The organism is Trichocoleus sp. DQ-A1, from assembly GCF_039961955.1.
In the GTDB taxonomy this organism is placed as follows: Bacteria; Cyanobacteriota; Cyanobacteriia; order Cyanobacteriales; family FACHB-T130; genus FACHB-T130.
In genome coordinates, this window is sequence record NZ_JAMPKE010000001.1 from 411,970 (window position 1) to 429,566 (window position 17,597).

General features: G+C 48.6%; 13 protein-coding genes. 6 read left to right on the forward strand and 7 right to left on the reverse strand.

Annotation, left to right across the window (positions count from 1 at the left end):
- The first annotated feature begins 46 nt into the window (after positions 1 to 46).
- The 4 genes from NDI33_RS01820 (at position 47) to NDI33_RS01835 (ending at position 9,650) form a co-directional block, all read left to right on the forward strand.
- Positions 47 to 2,677, forward strand: a complete 2,631-nt coding sequence (locus tag NDI33_RS01820; RefSeq protein WP_190678434.1) for an S-layer family protein — start codon at positions 47 to 49, stop codon at positions 2,675 to 2,677.
- 148 nt (positions 2,678 to 2,825) lie between these two features.
- Complete coding sequence (locus NDI33_RS01825) at positions 2,826 to 5,231, forward strand: filamentous hemagglutinin N-terminal domain-containing protein (protein ID WP_190678436.1); 2,406 nt, start codon at positions 2,826 to 2,828, stop codon at positions 5,229 to 5,231.
- Positions 5,221 to 6,990, forward strand: a complete 1,770-nt coding sequence (locus NDI33_RS01830) for a ShlB/FhaC/HecB family hemolysin secretion/activation protein (protein ID WP_190678437.1) — start codon at positions 5,221 to 5,223, stop codon at positions 6,988 to 6,990. The genes NDI33_RS01825 and NDI33_RS01830 overlap by 11 nt, the downstream gene beginning before the upstream one ends.
- Positions 6,942 to 9,650 carry a CHAT domain-containing protein gene (locus tag NDI33_RS01835; RefSeq protein ID WP_190678439.1) on the forward strand — a complete coding sequence of 903 codons (2,709 nt, stop codon included), beginning with the start codon at positions 6,942 to 6,944 and terminating at the stop codon, positions 9,648 to 9,650. Before NDI33_RS01830 ends, NDI33_RS01835 begins: the two co-directional genes overlap by 49 nt.
- An 84-nt stretch (positions 9,651 to 9,734) precedes the next feature.
- Here the strand turns inward: NDI33_RS01835 and NDI33_RS01840 are convergent, their stop codons facing one another.
- The 6 genes from NDI33_RS01840 to NDI33_RS01865 form a co-directional block, all read right to left on the reverse strand.
- Positions 9,735 to 10,520 (reverse strand): ATP-binding cassette domain-containing protein, encoded by a 786-nt coding sequence (locus NDI33_RS01840; RefSeq protein WP_190678441.1) that lies wholly within the window; start codon positions 10,518 to 10,520, stop codon positions 9,735 to 9,737.
- 25 nt (positions 10,521 to 10,545) lie between these two features.
- Positions 10,546 to 11,319 (reverse strand): cobalt ECF transporter T component CbiQ, encoded by a 774-nt coding sequence (gene cbiQ / locus NDI33_RS01845; protein WP_190678442.1) that lies wholly within the window; start codon positions 11,317 to 11,319, stop codon positions 10,546 to 10,548.
- Positions 11,320 to 11,338: 19 nt separating this feature from the next.
- Positions 11,339 to 11,728: a PDGLE domain-containing protein gene (locus NDI33_RS01850; protein WP_190678444.1), complete on the reverse strand. Its 390-nt coding sequence runs from the start codon at positions 11,726 to 11,728 to the stop codon at positions 11,339 to 11,341.
- Positions 11,729 to 11,771: 43 nt separating this feature from the next.
- Positions 11,772 to 12,527 carry an energy-coupling factor ABC transporter permease gene (locus NDI33_RS01855; RefSeq protein ID WP_190434947.1) on the reverse strand — a complete coding sequence of 252 codons (756 nt, stop codon included), beginning with the start codon at positions 12,525 to 12,527 and terminating at the stop codon, positions 11,772 to 11,774.
- A gap of 304 nt (positions 12,528 to 12,831) precedes the next feature.
- Complete coding sequence (locus NDI33_RS01860) at positions 12,832 to 13,284, reverse strand: VOC family protein (protein ID WP_190678450.1); 453 nt, start codon at positions 13,282 to 13,284, stop codon at positions 12,832 to 12,834.
- Positions 13,285 to 13,420: 136 nt separating this feature from the next.
- Positions 13,421 to 13,930: a TIGR02652 family protein gene (locus tag NDI33_RS01865; RefSeq protein ID WP_190411032.1), complete on the reverse strand. Its 510-nt coding sequence runs from the start codon at positions 13,928 to 13,930 to the stop codon at positions 13,421 to 13,423.
- A gap of 126 nt (positions 13,931 to 14,056) precedes the next feature.
- On the opposite strand from NDI33_RS01865, the gene NDI33_RS01870 reads away from it, so the two are divergent.
- Both NDI33_RS01870 and NDI33_RS01875 read left to right on the forward strand, forming a co-directional pair.
- On the forward strand, positions 14,057 to 14,611 hold the full coding sequence (locus NDI33_RS01870) for a gamma carbonic anhydrase family protein (RefSeq protein WP_190678452.1): 555 nt from the start codon (positions 14,057 to 14,059) through the stop codon (positions 14,609 to 14,611).
- A 120-nt stretch (positions 14,612 to 14,731) separates the two neighbouring features.
- Positions 14,732 to 14,854 carry a photosystem II protein Y gene (locus tag NDI33_RS01875; RefSeq protein WP_190411030.1) on the forward strand — a complete coding sequence of 41 codons (123 nt, stop codon included), beginning with the start codon at positions 14,732 to 14,734 and terminating at the stop codon, positions 14,852 to 14,854.
- Positions 14,855 to 15,156: 302 nt separating this feature from the next.
- On the opposite strand, the gene NDI33_RS01880 is transcribed toward NDI33_RS01875, so the two are convergent.
- Positions 15,157 to 17,175 (reverse strand): right-handed parallel beta-helix repeat-containing protein, encoded by a 2,019-nt coding sequence (locus NDI33_RS01880; protein WP_190678453.1) that lies wholly within the window; start codon positions 17,173 to 17,175, stop codon positions 15,157 to 15,159.
- Positions 17,176 to 17,597: the final 422 nt, after the last annotated feature.

The window sequence follows — 17,597 nt, forward strand, 5'->3', positions numbered from 1 at the left end:
AAATACCTTACTCAGTTTTTCACTTACCGGAATGGAGACAAATGCCGTGAACCCTAAAAGCTGGCTCCAGCAGACTTTGCAGTTGGGGCTGGTATGCTCGTTGGCGATAGTAGGGGCGCTTTTCAAAGTCAGTCGCGTATGTGCCCAAATCGTACCCGATGAAACCTTAGGAACGGAAAGTTCTGTAGTGGTACCTGTTGCTCCTGGCATTCCGGTTGAATTTATCTTTAGCGGTGCAACACGGGATTCCAACTTGTTTCATAGTTTTAAACAATTCGATATTGGAGAAATTGGAGCCGCCTATTTTCTTCCTCCTCCAGCGATTAAAAACATACTGAGTCGGGTGACAGGAGGAAGTCGTTCCGAGATTCTGGGAACGCTGGGGGTAATTGGCGATGCCAATCTATTTTTAATTAACCCCAATGGGATTCTCTTTGGCTCAAAGGCTTCTCTGGATATCGGTGGTTCGTTTGTAGCGACGACAGCGAATGCAATTGCGTTTGACACTCAGGGTTTTTTCAGTGCTTCTGCGCCGAATGTTCCCCCAGTTCTAACGGTCAATCCTTCGGCTTTTTTATTTAATCAAATTGCCCCTCAGCCGATTGTCATTCAATCTTCTGAGATAGGTTTACAAGTTCCTGATGGTCGGAGTTTGTTGTTAGTGGGTGGGGATATAGAGTTGCAAGCAGGGCAGTTAAAAGCTCCCGGCGGTAGCGTCGAGTTGGGAGGAGTGGCGCAAGCAGCAACTGTAGGGCTAAATGTTGATGGTAACAATCTGCATTTGAATTTTCCGGCAGGGGTGCAACTCGCAAATATTTCCCTAACAAAAAAAGCGCTCATTGATACCAGTGGTGAGGGTAGCGGTGCTATCCAGCTTTCAGGCAAGCGGATTACGCTCACCGATAGCTCAAAAATTGAGGCGAATACCATCGGGTCAGAACCAGGGGGGACGATTACCGTAACTGCACAGGAGTCCCTCGAAGTGTTAGCAGGAAGCCGCTTGTTAACGCAGACTATCGGAGATGGAGCGGCTGGAGACGTAACAATTGAAACGGGACAGTTGATTGTCAAAGATGGGGCACAGATAGGAAGTGTTACTTTCAGCACGGGTCAGGGGGGAACATTAACCGTATCTGCGGCAAAGTTTGTGGAATTGATTGGCACTTCAGCGGATGGGGTAGATGTTAGCGGCTTGTTTACTCAAACTGAAGGTGCGGGAGCCGCCGGAAACTTGACGCTGAAAACAGGTCAGCTGACTCTCAAAGATGGGGCGCAGGTCTCAGTTTCTACGGTTGATGCAGGTCAGGGCGGAAAATTGAGTGTCACCGCACAAGAGTCCGTACAATTGATTGGCACCTCCGCAAAAGGGAATCCTAGCGGTTTATTTGCGGTGACTCAAGGCGGCTCCGGATCTGCTGGAGGCTTGACCGTGAAAACCGGACAGTTGATTGCCCAGGACGGGGCACAAGTTTCCGCTTCTACTTTTGGCGGGGCGACAGGTAAAGGCGGAACGGTGAGCGTCACCGCAGATTCGGTGCAACTCATGGGAACATCCAAAAATAGTCAGTTCAGAAGCGGCTTGTTGGTGGGGACGGCAGGTAGCGCCGCAGCGGGAGACTTGACGATTGAAACGGGACAGTTGACTGTCCAGAATGGAGCGTTGGTATCGGCGGGAACTTTAGGGGAGGGTCAGGGAGGAAAATTGACCATCACCGCCAAGAAGTCTGTGCAGTTGGTAGGAATATCGGCAGATGGGCAAGCCAGCAGCTTGCTGACTCAAACATCAGGGACTGGAACTGCGGGAGACTTAAAAATTACGACGGGGCAGTTAATTGTCCAAGATGGCGCTCAAGTCAATGTCAGCAGCCAAAGGACGGGAAATGCAGGCAATCTAGAAATCGAGGCAGGTTCGATTCTTTTAGACAACCAAGCCGCCCTTACCGCGACAACCAAATCGGGAAATGGGGGCAATATTACTCTACAGGTGCAGGATTTATTGCAGTTACGCCACGGCAGTAGCATTTCCACCACCGCAGGCACTGATAAGACAGGCGGAAACGGCGGCAATATGGACATCAATGCCAAATTTATCGTTGCCGTCCCTGAAGAAAATAGTGACATTACTGCGAATGCCTTTGAGGGTCGGGGAGGGAATATCAATATCACCACCTCTGGCATCTTTGGCACCCAGTTTCGCCCCCGCCTGACGCCAGAAAGTGACATCACGGCGAGTTCGGAATTTGGTGTAAATGGCGCAGTCAATATCAATACCTTGGATGTCGATCCCAGTCGCGGGTTAGCGACTTTACCCGCAGAATTGGTCGATGCGTCTGGATTGGTGGCACAAACTTGTCCGACGGGTGGGAGGCTTGCACAAAGTGAATTCATCTTGACTGGGCGCGGTGGATTGCCGGACAATCCTAGCGAAACCCGAAGCAGCAGCGCCGTTTGGACAGATTGGCGAATTTCTCAAACAAGTCGTCCAAATCGGATCTCGCACGCTGCAAAAGCTTCCCCTCGTTCAACTGCGGTTGCTAAATCTCAGACTCATTCCCCGGCGATACCTTTCGTGGAAGCGACTGGATGGGGGAGAAATCATCAAGGTGAAGTCGTGCTGATGGCTGCTGTTTCTTCTTCCCCTAAGAGTTTAGCGTTAGCGTCCCAGTGTCCTCGCTAATTGCGATCGCGTCTTGATGATTCAGTGTTAGCAAGTTAGTTCAACTTTTATGGAAAAAGGTTAAACGTGAGCATCTAAATGGGTAGGCTGTGTTAGGCTATTGCGTGAATATACGGAAACCTTACCGTCAAGGTAATGCTAGCCAAGCGTGTTAATTCGCAGAGTGCTTCGATCGCTGCATTGCCACCCTTGTTGGATAAGAAGCGCGATCGCGCTGGGTACGATCGCCGCTGGGAGCGATCGCGCGATCGCCCAAAATATCACCCTTGATGGCAGCCTCGGCTTGGTAAAAACCTTAACGGGTCCTAATTACGTTATTCCTCAATCAGCGGGTCAAACCGTCGGCAGTAATCTGTTCCACAGCTTTGGAAAATTTAGCCTCAACGCAGGCGAGGTAGCGGGTTTTAGCAGCGCCGCCAATATCCAAAATATTCTGTCCCGTGTTACAGGGGGTTCTCCCTCCTTGATTAACGGCTCAATTTTTACCGATCAGCCGGTCAACTTCTTCTTGATCAATCCCAGTGGCATTCACTTCGGGCCAAAGGCTCAACTCAATGTCGGTAGTGCCACCAGAGGCTCTTTTGTTGCCACAACTCTGGATGCTTTGGTATGGGCGGATGGTAGTCAGTTTAGCGCCACCAATCCAGGGGGATCGAGTAGCTTACTGACGATGGTTGGCGACCCTAGCGGGTTTATCTCTTCACAACTGCCTAAACCAATCGTGGGTTCTGCTAGCACCCTGAAAGTCTCGGAAAATCAGACTTTGTTGTTATTAGGCGGTGATGTGAGTTGGAAGGGCGGGCTTTTACAAGCGCGGAGTGGTCGAGTCGAGTTGGCAGGAGTCGCAGAACCAGGAACCGTAAAGCTGAATGTCGAAGGCAATCGTTGGCGCTTGAAATTTCTAGATAGCGTCGTCCAAGCAGATATATCCCTCACGAATCAAGCAGCGATTGATGTCAGCAGTCAAGGTAGCGGGGCGATCCAGCTTTCCGGCAGACAGGTGACATTTAGCGATGAGTCAAAAGTTTCTGCAAATACGTTGGGGAATCGAAATGGGCAAGGAATCTTTATCCAAGCTGTGCGGCTAACCATTCAAGGGGGTTCTCAGGTCTCTGCAACAACCACCGGCAAGGGGAAAGGAGGGATTATCGACATCAATGTCTCTGATTCGGTAGAACTGATCGGCACCTCAGCGGATGGTCAAAAACCCAGCAAACTCGCCAGTGATGTTAAAGATGCAGGGGGAGATGCGGGAAACGTGACAATTACGACCCGGCAATTGCTAGTTCGGGATGGGGCGCGGATATCAGCGAGTGGTTCCGGAACGGGGCAGGGAGGAAGTATCAACGTCTATGCCACCGATCGGGTGGAACTGAGTGGCACCGCACCGAGCGATCGCCGTCCCAGTGGATTGTCGGTTCAAACTTCTAGAGGCAATGGGAAAGCTGGAAACTTAACGATTACCACTCGGAAATTGACGATCCGAAATGGGGCAGAAGTCTCTGCGGCTACTTTTGGGGCAGGTTTCGGGGGAAATGTGGAGGTGAATGCCTCTGAGTTGGTAGAACTGATTGGGACTTCAGGAAATGGAAAGCTTCGCAGCAGATTGTTTGCTGGAACCGGCAACCCTGCCGATGTCATCCGAGACGGAGATGGTTCCCCCTCCGATAGCAGTAATCTTCCGGCATTTTCGACCGGAGATGGGGGAAGTCTGACGGTTAAAACTCAGTTGTTAACGGTTCGGGATCGGGGACAAATCTCTGTGGGCAGTCAAGGGTTAGGAAAAGCTGGGGAACTCGAAATTGACTCTGGCTCTATCCTGCTAGACAATGGGGCGACCCTCAACGCCCAAACTGTATCCGGTGACGGCGGGAATATTCGATTGCGAGTGCAAGACTTATTATTGCTGCGCCGCAATAGTAACCTTTCCACCACCGCAGGCACTGCAAAAGCAGGTGGAGATGGTGGGAATGTGGACATTAATGCCAAATTCATCGTCGCTGTCCCAGCTGAAAATAGCGATATTACCGCCAATGCCTTCCAAGGTCGGGGAGGGAGTATCAACATCACCACTTCTAGTATCTTTGGTAGCCAGTTGCGATCGCGCCCAACCTCCCAAAGTGACATCACTGCGAGTTCGGAATTTGGGGTCGATGGCACCGTACAAATTAATACCCTGGATGTCGATCCCAGTCGCGGGTTAGCGACTTTACCAGCAGAATTGGTCGATGCTTCTGGATTGGTGGCGCAAACTTGTCCGGCGAGTGGCAGCAACGTTGCGAGTTCTTTCACCGTGACGGGAAGCGGAGGGTTGCCAGATAATCCTAGCGAAACCCGAACTAGCAACGCCGTTTGGACAGATTGGCGTCAGGTTGCACCAGCTTCCACTCACTCCCAAAAGGATGTTGCCATACAGTCAAACTTGACAAAAGAGCCGTTGGTAGAAGCACAAGGTTGGGTGAAAAACGATCGAGGCGAAGTCGTTCTCACCGCTGCTGTTCCGTACTCCTCTCTTCATTCCGGGCTAACAACCGCTAAGTGCCATGTACCGTAATTTTTCTGGGGGCGATCGCTTATTGTATCTTCGGCTGGGTTTAGCAATCCTGAGTATCTGCTTGACGGCGCAAGCAGCGCGATCGCTTCCGGAAACGATTGACTCGGCTCAACCTCAACTCCCTCCGCCACAAGACATCATTCAACCGCCACCTCCCTCCCCTTCCCCGCTTCCGTCCCCAGAAACGCCTGCCCCACTACCGCCGCCAGAAGACTTACTCCAGTCCCCCACCCAGCCTTCCCCAGACGAGGAGACACCGGGGGAGACGGTTCCTGGCAACATTACGGTGGAAAAGTTTGAATTCATCGGCAATACAGCTTTCAGTTCCGAAAAGCTAGCGGAAATTACCAAGCCGTTTACCAATCGACCAATTTCCTTTGCCGAACTGCTGCAAGCTCGAACTGCTGTCACCGAGTTTTACGTCAACCAAGGGTATATTACGTCAGGTGCCCTGATTCCCGCCAACCAAACAATTCAGAACGGCGTCGTCACCATTCAGGTTGTCGAAGGCGGCTTAGAAGACATTAAAATTAGTGGCACGCGACGGTTAAATTCCAACTACGTGCGATCGCGTTTGGCTGTCGCCACATCAAAGCCTCTCAATCGAGAGCGTCTTCTCGAAGCATTACAACTGCTGCAACTCAATCCGCTGATTGCCAATTTATCTGCGGAACTCTCCGCTGGAACCCGTCCGGGATTCAGTTTGCTGGAGGTTCGGATAACAGAGGCGAAGACCTTTAGCACCCAAATCGGCATCGATAACGGTCGTTCTCCCAGCGTGGGCAGCTTCCGACGTCGCTTGCAAGTGAATGAAGCGAATTTATTCGGTTTGGGAGATGGTTTAAGCCTTGCCTACAGCAATACAGATGGCAGCGATAGTTTTGATACTTCCTACACACTGCCAATTAATCCTTACAATGGCACGTTCAGCGTCAGCTACGGCACCACATCCAGCGATGTGATTGAGCCACCCTTCGACCGTCTCGATATTTATGCCGCCTCGCGCTACTACGAATTGACCCTGCGCCAGCCAATTGTTCAAACCCCCACCCAACAATTCACCGTCGGTTTAACAGCATCTCGGCGGGAAAGCGAAACTTCTTTGCTAGAGATTCCGTTTCCCCTGTCGGCGGGCGCTGATGACGAGGGACGCACCCGGATATCAGCATTACGATTGTTTCAGGAATGGACGCAAACCGGGACTCGCCAAGTCATTGCCTTGCGATCGCAATTTAATATCGGACTTGGTGCCTTTGATGCCACCCTTAACGAATCTGGTCCCGATAGCCGCTTTTATTCATGGCAAGGGCAAGCCCAGTGGGTACGCCTCCTCGCCCCAGAAACGTTGCTATTGGTGCGTGGCAACGTGCAACTAGCAGATAGAACGCTAGTCCCTTTAGAACAATTTGGTTTAGGCGGCTTAGAAAGCATTCGGGGTTATCGTCAGGATGCTCTGCTGACGGATAACGGCGTCTTGCTAAGTGCAGAACTTCAGTACCCAGTGCTGCGCGTCCCCCAAGTGCAGGGCGTTCTCCAAATCATTCCGTTCGTCGATTTTGGCACCGCCTGGAACAGTTCGGGCAGAGAAGATCCTGAACCCAATAGACTTTTATCGGTTGGGTTAGGATTGCAGTGGCGGCAATCACCACGCTTCAGCGCCCGCCTGGACTGGGGAATTCCTTTAGTGAATCTCTCTTCGAGGGAAAGAACATGGCAAGAAAACGGTCTGTACTTTTCCGTGCAGTACAATCTTTTCTAAAGTACGGGCTTTTGGGATTAACTTTGACCCTTTTGCTTTCCTGGGGTCAAAAGGTACACTCTCATTCGCTGCTGTTGGATACCTCTCCCCCAACCCCTCTCCTAGTAGGAGAGGGACAAAGAGCGATTCCCCCGTCCCTTGTAGGGAAGGGGGTTAGGGGATTAGGTTTCCCCGATTCGAGAAGCATTGCATTAGACGTTACCGAACTAACCAATACAACTCAAGTACAACAGGGACGAGAATTTTATGAAACTGGGCAGTTTGTTGAGGCGGTAAGGATTTGGCAACAAGCGGCAAACACTTTTCAAACGCAAGGAGATATCCTAAATCAAGCTTCTACGTTGAGCTTTCTGTCGTTAGCTTACCAACAACTCGGACAGTGGACGGAGGCAACGGAAGCGATCGCAAACAGCCTGAAACTATTAGAAGCGAGAAATCCCAACAAAGACCACTTGCCGGTTCTCGCCCAAGCTTTCAACATCCAAGGACAGCTGCAATTGGCACTCGGACAAGCGGAACAAGCTTTAACAACTTGGGAACAAGCGGCGGCTATTTATACGCAAGCAGGCGACAAGGCGGGAATTACGGGTAGCTTAATTAACCAAAGCTTAGCGCTGCAATCTTTAGGGCGTTATCGTCAAGCTGCGAAGGCGTTAACTCAGGTAGAGGAGACGCTGGCGAATCAACCCAATCCGATGAAAGCGATCGCTCTCAGTTCTTTCGGTAACACCCTCCGCGTCGTTGGTGATTTAGAGAAGTCCCGGCAGGTTTTGCAGCAAAGTTTGGATGTCGCCCAGCAACTCAACTCTCCCCCAGAGATTAGTGCAGCGTTCCTGGGTTTAGGAAATACCGCGCGATCGCAACAGGATACGGAAGCAGCTTTAAAGTTTTATCAACAAGCTGAATCAACCGCTCCTTCCCCAATGACTCGCAACCAAGCCAAACTCAATCAATTGAGCTTGTTGGTGGAAACGAAGCAATTGAGCGCTGCCAAGGCGTTGGGTTCCCAAATGCAAGCGGAAATTGCGAGTTTACCCCCCAGTCGCACGGCTGTTTATGCCAAGATTAATTTTGCCCAAAGTTTGACGCGGCTCAAACAAGCTGACACTGCAAATACTTCCTCCTGGACAGAAATCGGTCAGGTGTTGGCGAATGCAGTTCAACAAGCCAAAAGTATCCAAGATATCAGGGCAGAAGCTTATGCGCTGGGACATCTCGGCGGACTATACGAACAAACTCAGCAATTGCAGAATGCCCAAGACTTGACTCGGCAAGCGTTACTTCTTGCCCAATCAATTAACGTCTCAGATATTTCCTATCGCTGGCAATGGCAATTAGGACGCTTATTGAAAGCGCAGGGAAAAACCAAAGACGCGATCACTGCTTACACGGAAGCGGTGAATATTCTCCAATCTCTCCGCAGCGATTTAGTTACCATTAATCCTGACGTTCAGTTTTCTTTTCGAGAAGAAGTTGAGCCTATCTATCGGCAGCTTGTCGAGTTGCTATTGCAAACAGAGGGAACTTCAAAGCCGAGTCAAGACAATCTCAAACTAGCCCGTAACACAATTGAATCGCTGCAACTTGCTGAACTCGATAATTTCTTTCGCACCGCCTGTTTGCAAGGCAAAACAGTCCAAATCGACCAAGTCATCGATAAAGACGATCCGACCGCCGCAGTCATCTATCCGATTATTTTGGCAGACCGATTAGAAGTCATTCTCAAGTTACCTCAACAACCGCTACGCCACTACAAAACTGATATCAACCAGAGTGAAGTAGAAAGAATTGTCGGAGACTTGCGAAAGCAACTGACCAAACCTTACACGCTGAAAGAAACTCAAGCTTTATCCAAGCAAGTCTATGATTGGTTGATTTTACCTGCATCGCAGGATCTCGCGAGCAACATTAAAACTTTGGTATTTGTCCTAGATGGTTCCTTGCGAAATATCCCGATGGCGGCACTCTACGACGGTCAACAATACCTTGTCCAAAAGTATGGCGTTGCATTAACTCCAGGGTTGCAGTTACTCGGCCCCAAATCTTTAGAACGGGGAAAAATCAAAGCTTTAACTGCCGGAATTACTGAATCTCGCCAAGGGTTTGCTGCGCTCAACAATGTGACGCTGGAATTAAATCAGATTAAATCTGTAGTGCCCACTACGGTACTGCTCAATCAGGAATTTACTAGTACCGCTTTCCAAAAAGAAATGAATGCGGTTTCCTTCCCAGTTGTACATCTTGCCACTCACGGTCAATTCAGTTCTAAAGCTGAGGAGACATTTATTCTGACTTGGGATAATCGGATTAATGTCACTCAGTTGGATAATTTACTCCGAATTAGAGATACGAACCGACCAACTGCGATCGAATTACTCGTCCTCAGTGCTTGCCAAACTGCTACCGGGGACAAACGGGCGGCTTTAGGACTGGCTGGGGTTGCGGTACGCGCTGGGGCGCGGAGTACCCTCGCGTCTCTCTGGTCGCTGGACGATGAGAGTAGCGCCCTTCTGATGAGTCAGTTTTATCAAGAGTTAACGAATACCAAGGAGACGAAAGCGGAAGCACTCCGGTTTGCCCAGCTGTCTTTGTTGCAGAATCCCCGATACCAGCATCCCCGTTACTGGGCACCCTACGTGCTAGTGGGGAATTGGCTATAGTTGCGGGAAGATTTCAAATCTATAGCAATATCTTGTTTGAATGCAGTGGGGAACTATCGGTAATTCACAGAAAAGTATTGAATTTCAAACCAGAACGCGCTCTTTAACCGGCGCATCTTCAAGCTGGCAGTAAGGGCGACTGTAGCAGAGAGGCGACTCTAGAGAGTGCTGAACTAAGAAATCAGGATCGCTCATCACCTGCTCCGTTGCACCATCGTAGACGACCTGACCCTGACTCAAGACTACCGTGCGATCGCATAACTCCAAGGCTAAATCTAAGTCGTGGGTGGCAATCAGTTGCGTCAGCGGCAAGCTTTTTAACAACTCGATCAACTGGCGACGAGAACGGGGATCTAGCTGAGCCGAGGGTTCGTCAAATACCAACACTTGGGGGTTCATTGCCAACACGCCTGCGATCGCAATCCGCTTCTTTTCGCCTCCAGATAAATTATCTGTATTCCTCTGTCCATAGCGTTCTGGATCGATATCCACCGCTGCCATCGCCTGAAGCACTCGTGCAGTGAGTTCCTTGTCTCGCAAGCCTTGATTCATTGGGCCAAAGGCAACATCTTCCCAAACTGTGGGCATAAATAACTGATTATCTGGATTCTGAAATACCAGTCCCACAAAATTCCGAATTTTTTGCAAATTCTCCCTTCTGACAGGCCATTCTCCAATGATGATTTCTCCCTCTTCGGGTAAGAGAATTCCATTCAGATGTAACTGCAAAGTGGATTTTCCCGAACCATTGGCTCCAATTAATGCCACCCGTTCCGTTGCTTTAATCGATAAATTAATTCCCCTGAGTGCATGAGTTCCGTCGGGGTAGATATAGCTAAGATTTTGGATAAATATTGGATTATGGTGCATAGCAAAAATTTAAAATTAAAAATTTTTAGAATAAATAAACAACTTGTCCCAGTAGCGCCAAAATTACGGTTAAGGTTAAAGCCACAATGTCGCGGCGTCCGCCCGACGGCACCTTCTCGACGGGCGGTAGTCCTTGATAACCCCGCGATAGCATTGCCTGATAAACCCGTTCCCCCCGCTCATAGGTACGGATAAATAGCGTTCCCATCATGTTGCCAATGACTTGGCGTTGCCAGTGGTTGCTGCCCATCAAGTTGCGAGAGGCTGCTGCCCGACGCATGGCGTTAACCTCCCCAATCAGGACGCTGATGTAGCGATACATGGATGCCAGAATCGCCACCAACAGCGGTGGGGTTCGCAAGGCGACTAATCCATTCAGCAGCGCTGCAACCGAAGTGGTTAAAGTCAGCACATTTAGCATCATCAGAGAGAGCAGCGCCTTGAGCGTCACGCTACCCAAAACCATCAGCCCGACGGTGGTAATCCGTAGCACTCCCCAAGACCACAGCACCTCGCCGCCGTCCCGAAACAAAGTGCCCAGCAGTACAACGCCAATAAAAGCAAATTCAACGGCGATTCGCTTCAGCAGGATGCTCCAAGTGACTCGACTCAGCAGGATGACGCCTAGCACGCCTAACCCATAGATTGCCCAAGTCCACCAGCGTCCGTTTGGCGTCAGGGCGATCGCAAATACAAGCAGTAGCGTACACAGGATTCGAGTCCGGGGTGCTAATGAGTGCCAGGGAGTTTTGCGATCGCTATCGGCATCTAGTTGAACGGCAATAATGTGCAGCAGCATTCGCTTTACGCTTTAGTTCTTATCTATCCAGGGGGCCATCTGGATTATCTGAGGACGAGGGGATTTCATAGTCTGAGGAAGATGAAACGGAATTGCGAACCACCAACTTCCCAATCCCCCAAGCCAAACCAAATGTTGTTAAGGTTCCAATCAAACCGGCTAAGGGTGTGGCGAGTCCTTCTGGTACGCCTCTGAGGGCATATTCTTCAAAAACAGCGTAAAAGGGTAATTTTTGAGCAGGTGCTTCTTCGGCTGCTTTATCCTCAAACTTTAGATCCTGAGAAACTCGGTCTAATCCGTCTGGATCTGAGCTAGCGAATGGAGACAGAAAAATTGCAATCAGCAGGGCAACGCCCAACCCAGTGATGACAAAAGCCCGGTTGCGTTCCCGTGAGAGGTTGCTACTCATAAACGTTTTATCCCTTCCCTATATAACTAGATGCACGCAGTGCTTAACGCTGTGACAGCGAACGAGATGCAGTGGAAACAGCTCGGCGGGGTGGATCGAACAACAGATCGGGACGCGATCGCCATACATAACTCACTGCTACGACGGTAATCAGTGATTCTCCAATGCCGATTAGGACGTGCCAAAATGCCATTGCCCCTACGGCTACCCCAAAGGGCACTGTTCCGGACAAAGCTAGTTGTACTGCTGTCAAAATCGAGGCAATAAACACGCTTGCCCAAGCTGCAATTGCCGTCCCCACTAACATTCCCCGCCAGTTATCCCGCCCTAAGGCAAACCGAATTGTTTTGTAGAGGTAGTAACCCGCAAAGGTGCCAATGAGTCCCATATTGGTGATGTTGGCTCCTAGTACAGTCAGTCCACCATCTTGAAACAAGACTGCCTGGACGATGAAGACCGCTACCATGACGAGCGATCCCGCCCACGGGCCAAGTAAAACTCCCGCGAGCGTCCCACCCAGCAGGTGTCCGGAGGTGCCCCCTGGAATCGGGAAATTAATCATTTGGGCGGCAAAAATAAAGGCTCCACACACACCCATCAGCGGGACTGCCCGTTCCTGGTAGTCAGCCTGCACTCGATTGAGGGCGAGTGCAATCAGTCCGATGGCGAGTACCCATGTCACGAGGCTAACGGGCAAGCTCAAGAAGCCATCTGGAATGTGCAAGGCTAACTGCGGCTGTATTATCCAGTGCAGTAAGCCAGAGGAGACAATACTAGGGAGCGGGGCTGTAATTATCATTAAAAATTGTCCTTTACTGCCAGATTATTTAATAAATCCAACCCTCTAATAAAACATAAATTTTTCAAAAAAAGCAATGCGATAGGGGGGCATTGAGGATTTTTAAGTGAATCATTGTATGGTGAAGAAATCTGTTACTTTTGGCATAATTTGAAGGAATACTCCTCCTCTCTAAGACTGAGATTCAGAAAATCTGCGATCGCAAGGTGTATAAGCGATCGCATTTGCGCGTCAGGACATTGCGAAATCAAAAAATGATGTTGTAGGGGCTACCCTGCAACATCATTTCCCCAATTAATAACACTTAATTTGCCGAGCCTCTGCTGCTCAAAACGCGGATAAATTCCAGGGGTAAGCCGTCGGTATCGGCAATGAAAGCAACTTCGTAGACGCTTGAGCCGATCATTTGCTGCGTTGGCTCTAAAAGTACCTTCAGGGGAAAGAACTGCTCTGGAGAAGTCTGTGCTGCCTCATCAAAGCGTTCTTTTAGAGAATTTAACCAACTCGGCAAATCAGATGCGGTATCGGTGATATCAAAAGACAAATGGTAATACCCGACGTAATGCTCATCTCCAAAAGCATCGGGGGCGGGTTTTGGTTGTGGAATCTGGATTAATTCAATGCGTCCGAGACTACCCTCCATCCAGCAGGCGAGGGTGATCCCGGCGGTGAAGCGTTCGCAGACAGTAAATCCCAGATGTTCGTAGAAAGCGATCGCGCGATGAATATTTGCCGTGCGGATCGAAACATGATGCATGATTTTTGTCCTTTGCGATCAGTCTTTAGCCCTTAGTGTTTAGTCCTTCGCGATCGTCTGCCAGTCTTTACCCAATTGACAATAACTAATCACAAATGACCAATGACTAATCACAAATGACTAATCACGAACGAAATTATTCAAACAACCGAAAATAAGGATATCTCACAGGGATACCCGGTTCTTTTTCCAAATCGAAATTAATCACTTCCCAACAGGGTTCTTCTTCCGGTTCCGGGCTAAACTCTACCGGCAATCCGTACAGCCTGGGTTTCGGCGGATCTGACTGCCCCCGCCAAGGGGTGCTGCGTTCCAGATAAGCACTAATTAACTCCCGATAACGACTGGCAATAATGACTCGCGTCGCTCGGTAGCCTTGAGTATACAGCCGGTCTAGGGCTTCGTGAATCTCAAACCGAATCCCATCCGGATGGGTATGTTGCCGGTACCATTCATCACTCCACCGACGCCAGTGACGCCCAGACTGTAAATGAATCAGTTCACCAGTCTTCGGATCTGCCTCAAAAGCACCATGACGCGGACACAGATAAGTATCCGTCAGCGTCAAGGCCGGAATCGTTTGGCGGCAATGGGGGCAGTGAATCTCCGGGCCAAAGATAGGGTACTGTAAGCCTGGATTCATCATGGAGTCTGTATCGGCATTCTATGTATCTGTCCAACGGTGCCAGTGGCTTTATTATATCTGTGTAGGTGAAGCTTCGCCCTCACCATAAAGAGTGTGGTTATTTTGTGGAGTCACTGAGCACATCTTGTGAGTAATTTAAACCCGTCCTTCGGTGCCGATAATTCCTATTGGCCTAGCCCCGATCTCTCCTTAGCTGCCTTTGTCGCCCCGAATGCCGTTGTCATGGGTTGGGTAAAGATTGGTGCAGGGGTCAGCATCTGGTTCGGGGCTGTGGTGCGAGGAGATGTAGAACGCATTGAAATTGGAGACCGGACGAATATTCAGGATGGGGCGATTTTGCACGGCGATCCGGGCAAGCCAACCATTGTGGAAGATCATGTAACCATCGGGCATCGCGCTGTGATTCATTCGGCTCATATTGAACGCGGTTGCCTGATTGGCATTGGTGCAGTGGTGCTAGATGGCGTGCGCGTGGGTGCTGGGAGTCTTATCGGTGCTGGTTGTGTGGTGACGAAGGACGTGCCCCCTTTGTCGCTGATGGTGGGGATGCCTGCCAAGCGGGTGCGCGAACTTTCTGAGGCTGAGACGGCAGAACTGCTCGAACACGCGAGGCGCTACGAGAAGCTAGCTTTGGTTCATGCAGGCAAGGGGACGGATCTGGGATTTACGACGTCCCATTGATGTCTGGGAAAGTTAAGGAGTCCGGATAAGTCAAGGGATGTATCAAACTGTCCCCCGATGCCTAAAAATAAAATATGAGAATTGTTCAAAAATCTTTAAGCAATAAGAGAGGAAACTTCAATGGAGTTTGACTGGCGCGTGTTAATCGTTTTGCTGCCAATTATCGCAGCAGCAGGCTGGGCAGGGTTTAATATTCTTCCGTATGCTCTGAAACAAATTCAGGGTTTTCTCAACAGATCCTGAACGAGACAATACAAGTAATTAGCAGTAACCCCCTTGTTCCCCTTAGTCAGAGAGGATCGAGGGGGTTCTTGGTAGAGAAGACTGGATAAGGAGTACGACCTAACTCTACCGCTGCCCCTTCCCGCTCTTCGTGGATGAGTTCAATATTTTATTCTCCCTCTCCGTCCACGGAGAGTGGCTGGGGGTGAGGTTCCGAGGGATTTTAGATCCGAATGCTCGCGCTGACGCGCCGCTTCGCGAACAGGAGATTGGCAAGCCGAATCATTGAACGAAGAATATCCGCCCTATCAATGCGGAGAGTGTCACTTCAAGACAGACAAATCTTCTTGAGCGATCGCGGCACCAGCCGTCCACGGTTTCTTATTGTATTCAAAAGCGCCAATATCTGGTTGCTTCCCTACAAATCCATTGGTGTAAGGAGAAATGACCGCACCTTTATCTACAGCCGCAGAAGTAGCAGTGAGTTGATAGTCGTGGTTGCTTCTATTTACAAACTGTACATCGGGAACAGTGATTTGACCCGCCGCATCTTTTTCCATGACAATATTGTTTTCCACTGTCATCCCCCCTGCGGACTGGGTATCTTTAAATTCTTTAGCAATATTATTTTTGAGGATAGTGCCTTTCATATTAGATCCAGACGGTTCCCACCAAATCTCTCCATCTACAGTGTTGTTATACACTTGCCTATTTGTATTTAGACAGGGAGTGCCGTGACTGTTAATCGCAATCCCATGCTTGGGAATATTCCACAGAACATTGTGATGCACTACATAGTTAGAACTGTTGCCGTCTAAATAAATTCCCATGCTGCCAAAATAATGCAAACTGGGGTTGTATTCTGCTTGACTATCGTGAATTTTATTATAGGCAATCTCAGTCCCTTTGCCATCATGTCCCCATGCCTGCACCGTACCTCCGTCGCTATTTTGCCGCCCCATATTAAATGCTTCGTTGTACATCACCTTGCCCTGCGTCAACTCATTGATATTGATCGCGCCCGGAGTTCCTAAATCAAATAGAGTGTTGTACATAATTGCATTGCCTGCGCCTTTAATATGGATGGCGCTGCTAGTACCGGAGTAATTTGTATCGTGGATAATAGAATTAGTAATTTTACTCGAATTGCCTTCGATTCTAATTCCCGATCCTGCCGCATACCTAATTTCGCTATTTTTTACTTCGTTATTATTTCCTCCCAATAAAATAGCTGGCGCTCCTTGGTCATACCAAAGATGGGGAATTACTGCAAAATTAGAACCATACAAAAGCTTGACTTTATTAATTAAAATGTTTGAACTATTATTTGAGTGGATACCTGCCGCAAAAATATTTATATTCTCTACGTTTATATTAGATTTATTGTTAATATCAAATGCCCATTGTCTTTTTTTGACTTCTACACGTTTGCTTGCCGGATTACTTCCATCTATTGTCCATAGATATAAGTTTCCCGAAGCATCTTTAAACCATTCTTTTGGAGCATCCAAAGCTTCATACTTACCCCAAATATAGTAATAATTCCCCGCTTTTGGAGCATAGCCTAGAGAGTTTGCATAATATTGATAGTCGCTAAAATTAATAGTTTTAGGGGTGTGACTGGTAATCGTGCTGGTATGGGGTGCCCAATTTGGACCCGGAACGTGATTAATTTTGGCGTTATTCCAAAAACCAGTAGGAAAGTCACTTAAAGCCTCATCTAAAATTGTGCCGCTGACTCGTGAATTATCAGCAGCATTTGGGTTGCTAATTAAACCACCATCAGCGATCGCTTTGTCTTTACTAGTAATTTGTGCTGGGTTTTTGTTAATATTAGGCCATCTAGCCTCGACCATCATTTCATCATTTACAAAAACCTGGTTATTCCCTTCACCTAAATCCCAGTTCATTGTTGCTTTATAGACTTTTCCGCTGGGGTGATTGTGCAGAGTCCAATTAGAAATCGGGTCTGCACCGCTAATTGTTACTTGTTCGTTTTGATAAGCTTTAAAAGTAATAGGTTTTCCAGCAGTTCCAGAATTAGCAGGGATAACAGTTTCTCGATAAATCCCGCCTTGAATCAAACAAGTATATCCAGCCGTCGCTACACTGGCACACTTTTGGATATTTTGAAAGGGTTTAGATAAAGTTCCCGAATTGGAATCTGCTCCAGAGGGCGATACATAGTAAACTTTTGAGTCTTGTGCAGAGGCTGAACCAGGTAGGTTTGCTTTGCTACTAATCAAGACTAGACAGAATACTGTAATAAAAATTGAAAATAACTTTCTAATAATCCGAACATTTTTGTTTAAATAATTCATCATAAAACTATAACGTTTCAATCAGTTAAATTAGTTTTATACTAAAATCCTATCAATTCTGCATTAAAAATATAGGTAAAAAATGAGAAAAATTAAAGTGAAAAAACATCCTTTTCTCCAGATGGGTCGCTAGTAAAAGTGCTTAAATAAACGATTAGAAAAGAGCGTACTATGCGGTACATCATAGCCCTCTGGGGCTTTACTGGAATCCGTAAAAATTCGGACGATAGAAAAACTTCAGCGTCTTCAGAACGAGAATTTACTGAAGAGTTGTTCTTGCTTATCGAAAGTTGGTAGGCGCGGTAGCGAAGCGGTGTTGCTCGTAGCAAATCGCTCTATTGTAATCATCAGCGCTCAACCGTTAGCGTTGAGGGCAAGGGCGGGTGAAAAATGCCCGTACAGCACGTCAGCTGTCAATAGGGACAGTTTCAACCCGCCCATTT

Bases quoted from the DNA above. Each gene is read 5' to 3' on its own strand.
- NDI33_RS01840 (WP_190678441.1), bottom strand. From the start codon at position 10,520: ATGCACCATAATCCAATATTTATCCAAAATCTTAGCTATATCTACCCC.
- NDI33_RS01865 (WP_190411032.1), bottom strand. From the start codon at position 13,930: ATGATGAATCCAGGCTTACAGTACCCTATCTTTGGCCCGGAGATTCAC.
- cbiQ (WP_190678442.1), bottom strand. From the start codon at position 11,319: ATGCTGCTGCACATTATTGCCGTTCAACTAGATGCCGATAGCGATCGC.
- NDI33_RS01850 (WP_190678444.1), bottom strand. From the start codon at position 11,728: ATGAGTAGCAACCTCTCACGGGAACGCAACCGGGCTTTTGTCATCACT.
- NDI33_RS01830 (WP_190678437.1), top strand. From the start codon at position 5,221: ATGTACCGTAATTTTTCTGGGGGCGATCGCTTATTGTATCTTCGGCTG.
- NDI33_RS01875 (WP_190411030.1), top strand. From the start codon at position 14,732: ATGGAGTTTGACTGGCGCGTGTTAATCGTTTTGCTGCCAATTATCGCA.
- NDI33_RS01860 (WP_190678450.1), bottom strand. From the start codon at position 13,284: ATGCATCATGTTTCGATCCGCACGGCAAATATTCATCGCGCGATCGCT.
- NDI33_RS01855 (WP_190434947.1), bottom strand. From the start codon at position 12,527: ATGATAATTACAGCCCCGCTCCCTAGTATTGTCTCCTCTGGCTTACTG.
- NDI33_RS01835 (WP_190678439.1), top strand. From the start codon at position 6,942: ATGGCAAGAAAACGGTCTGTACTTTTCCGTGCAGTACAATCTTTTCTA.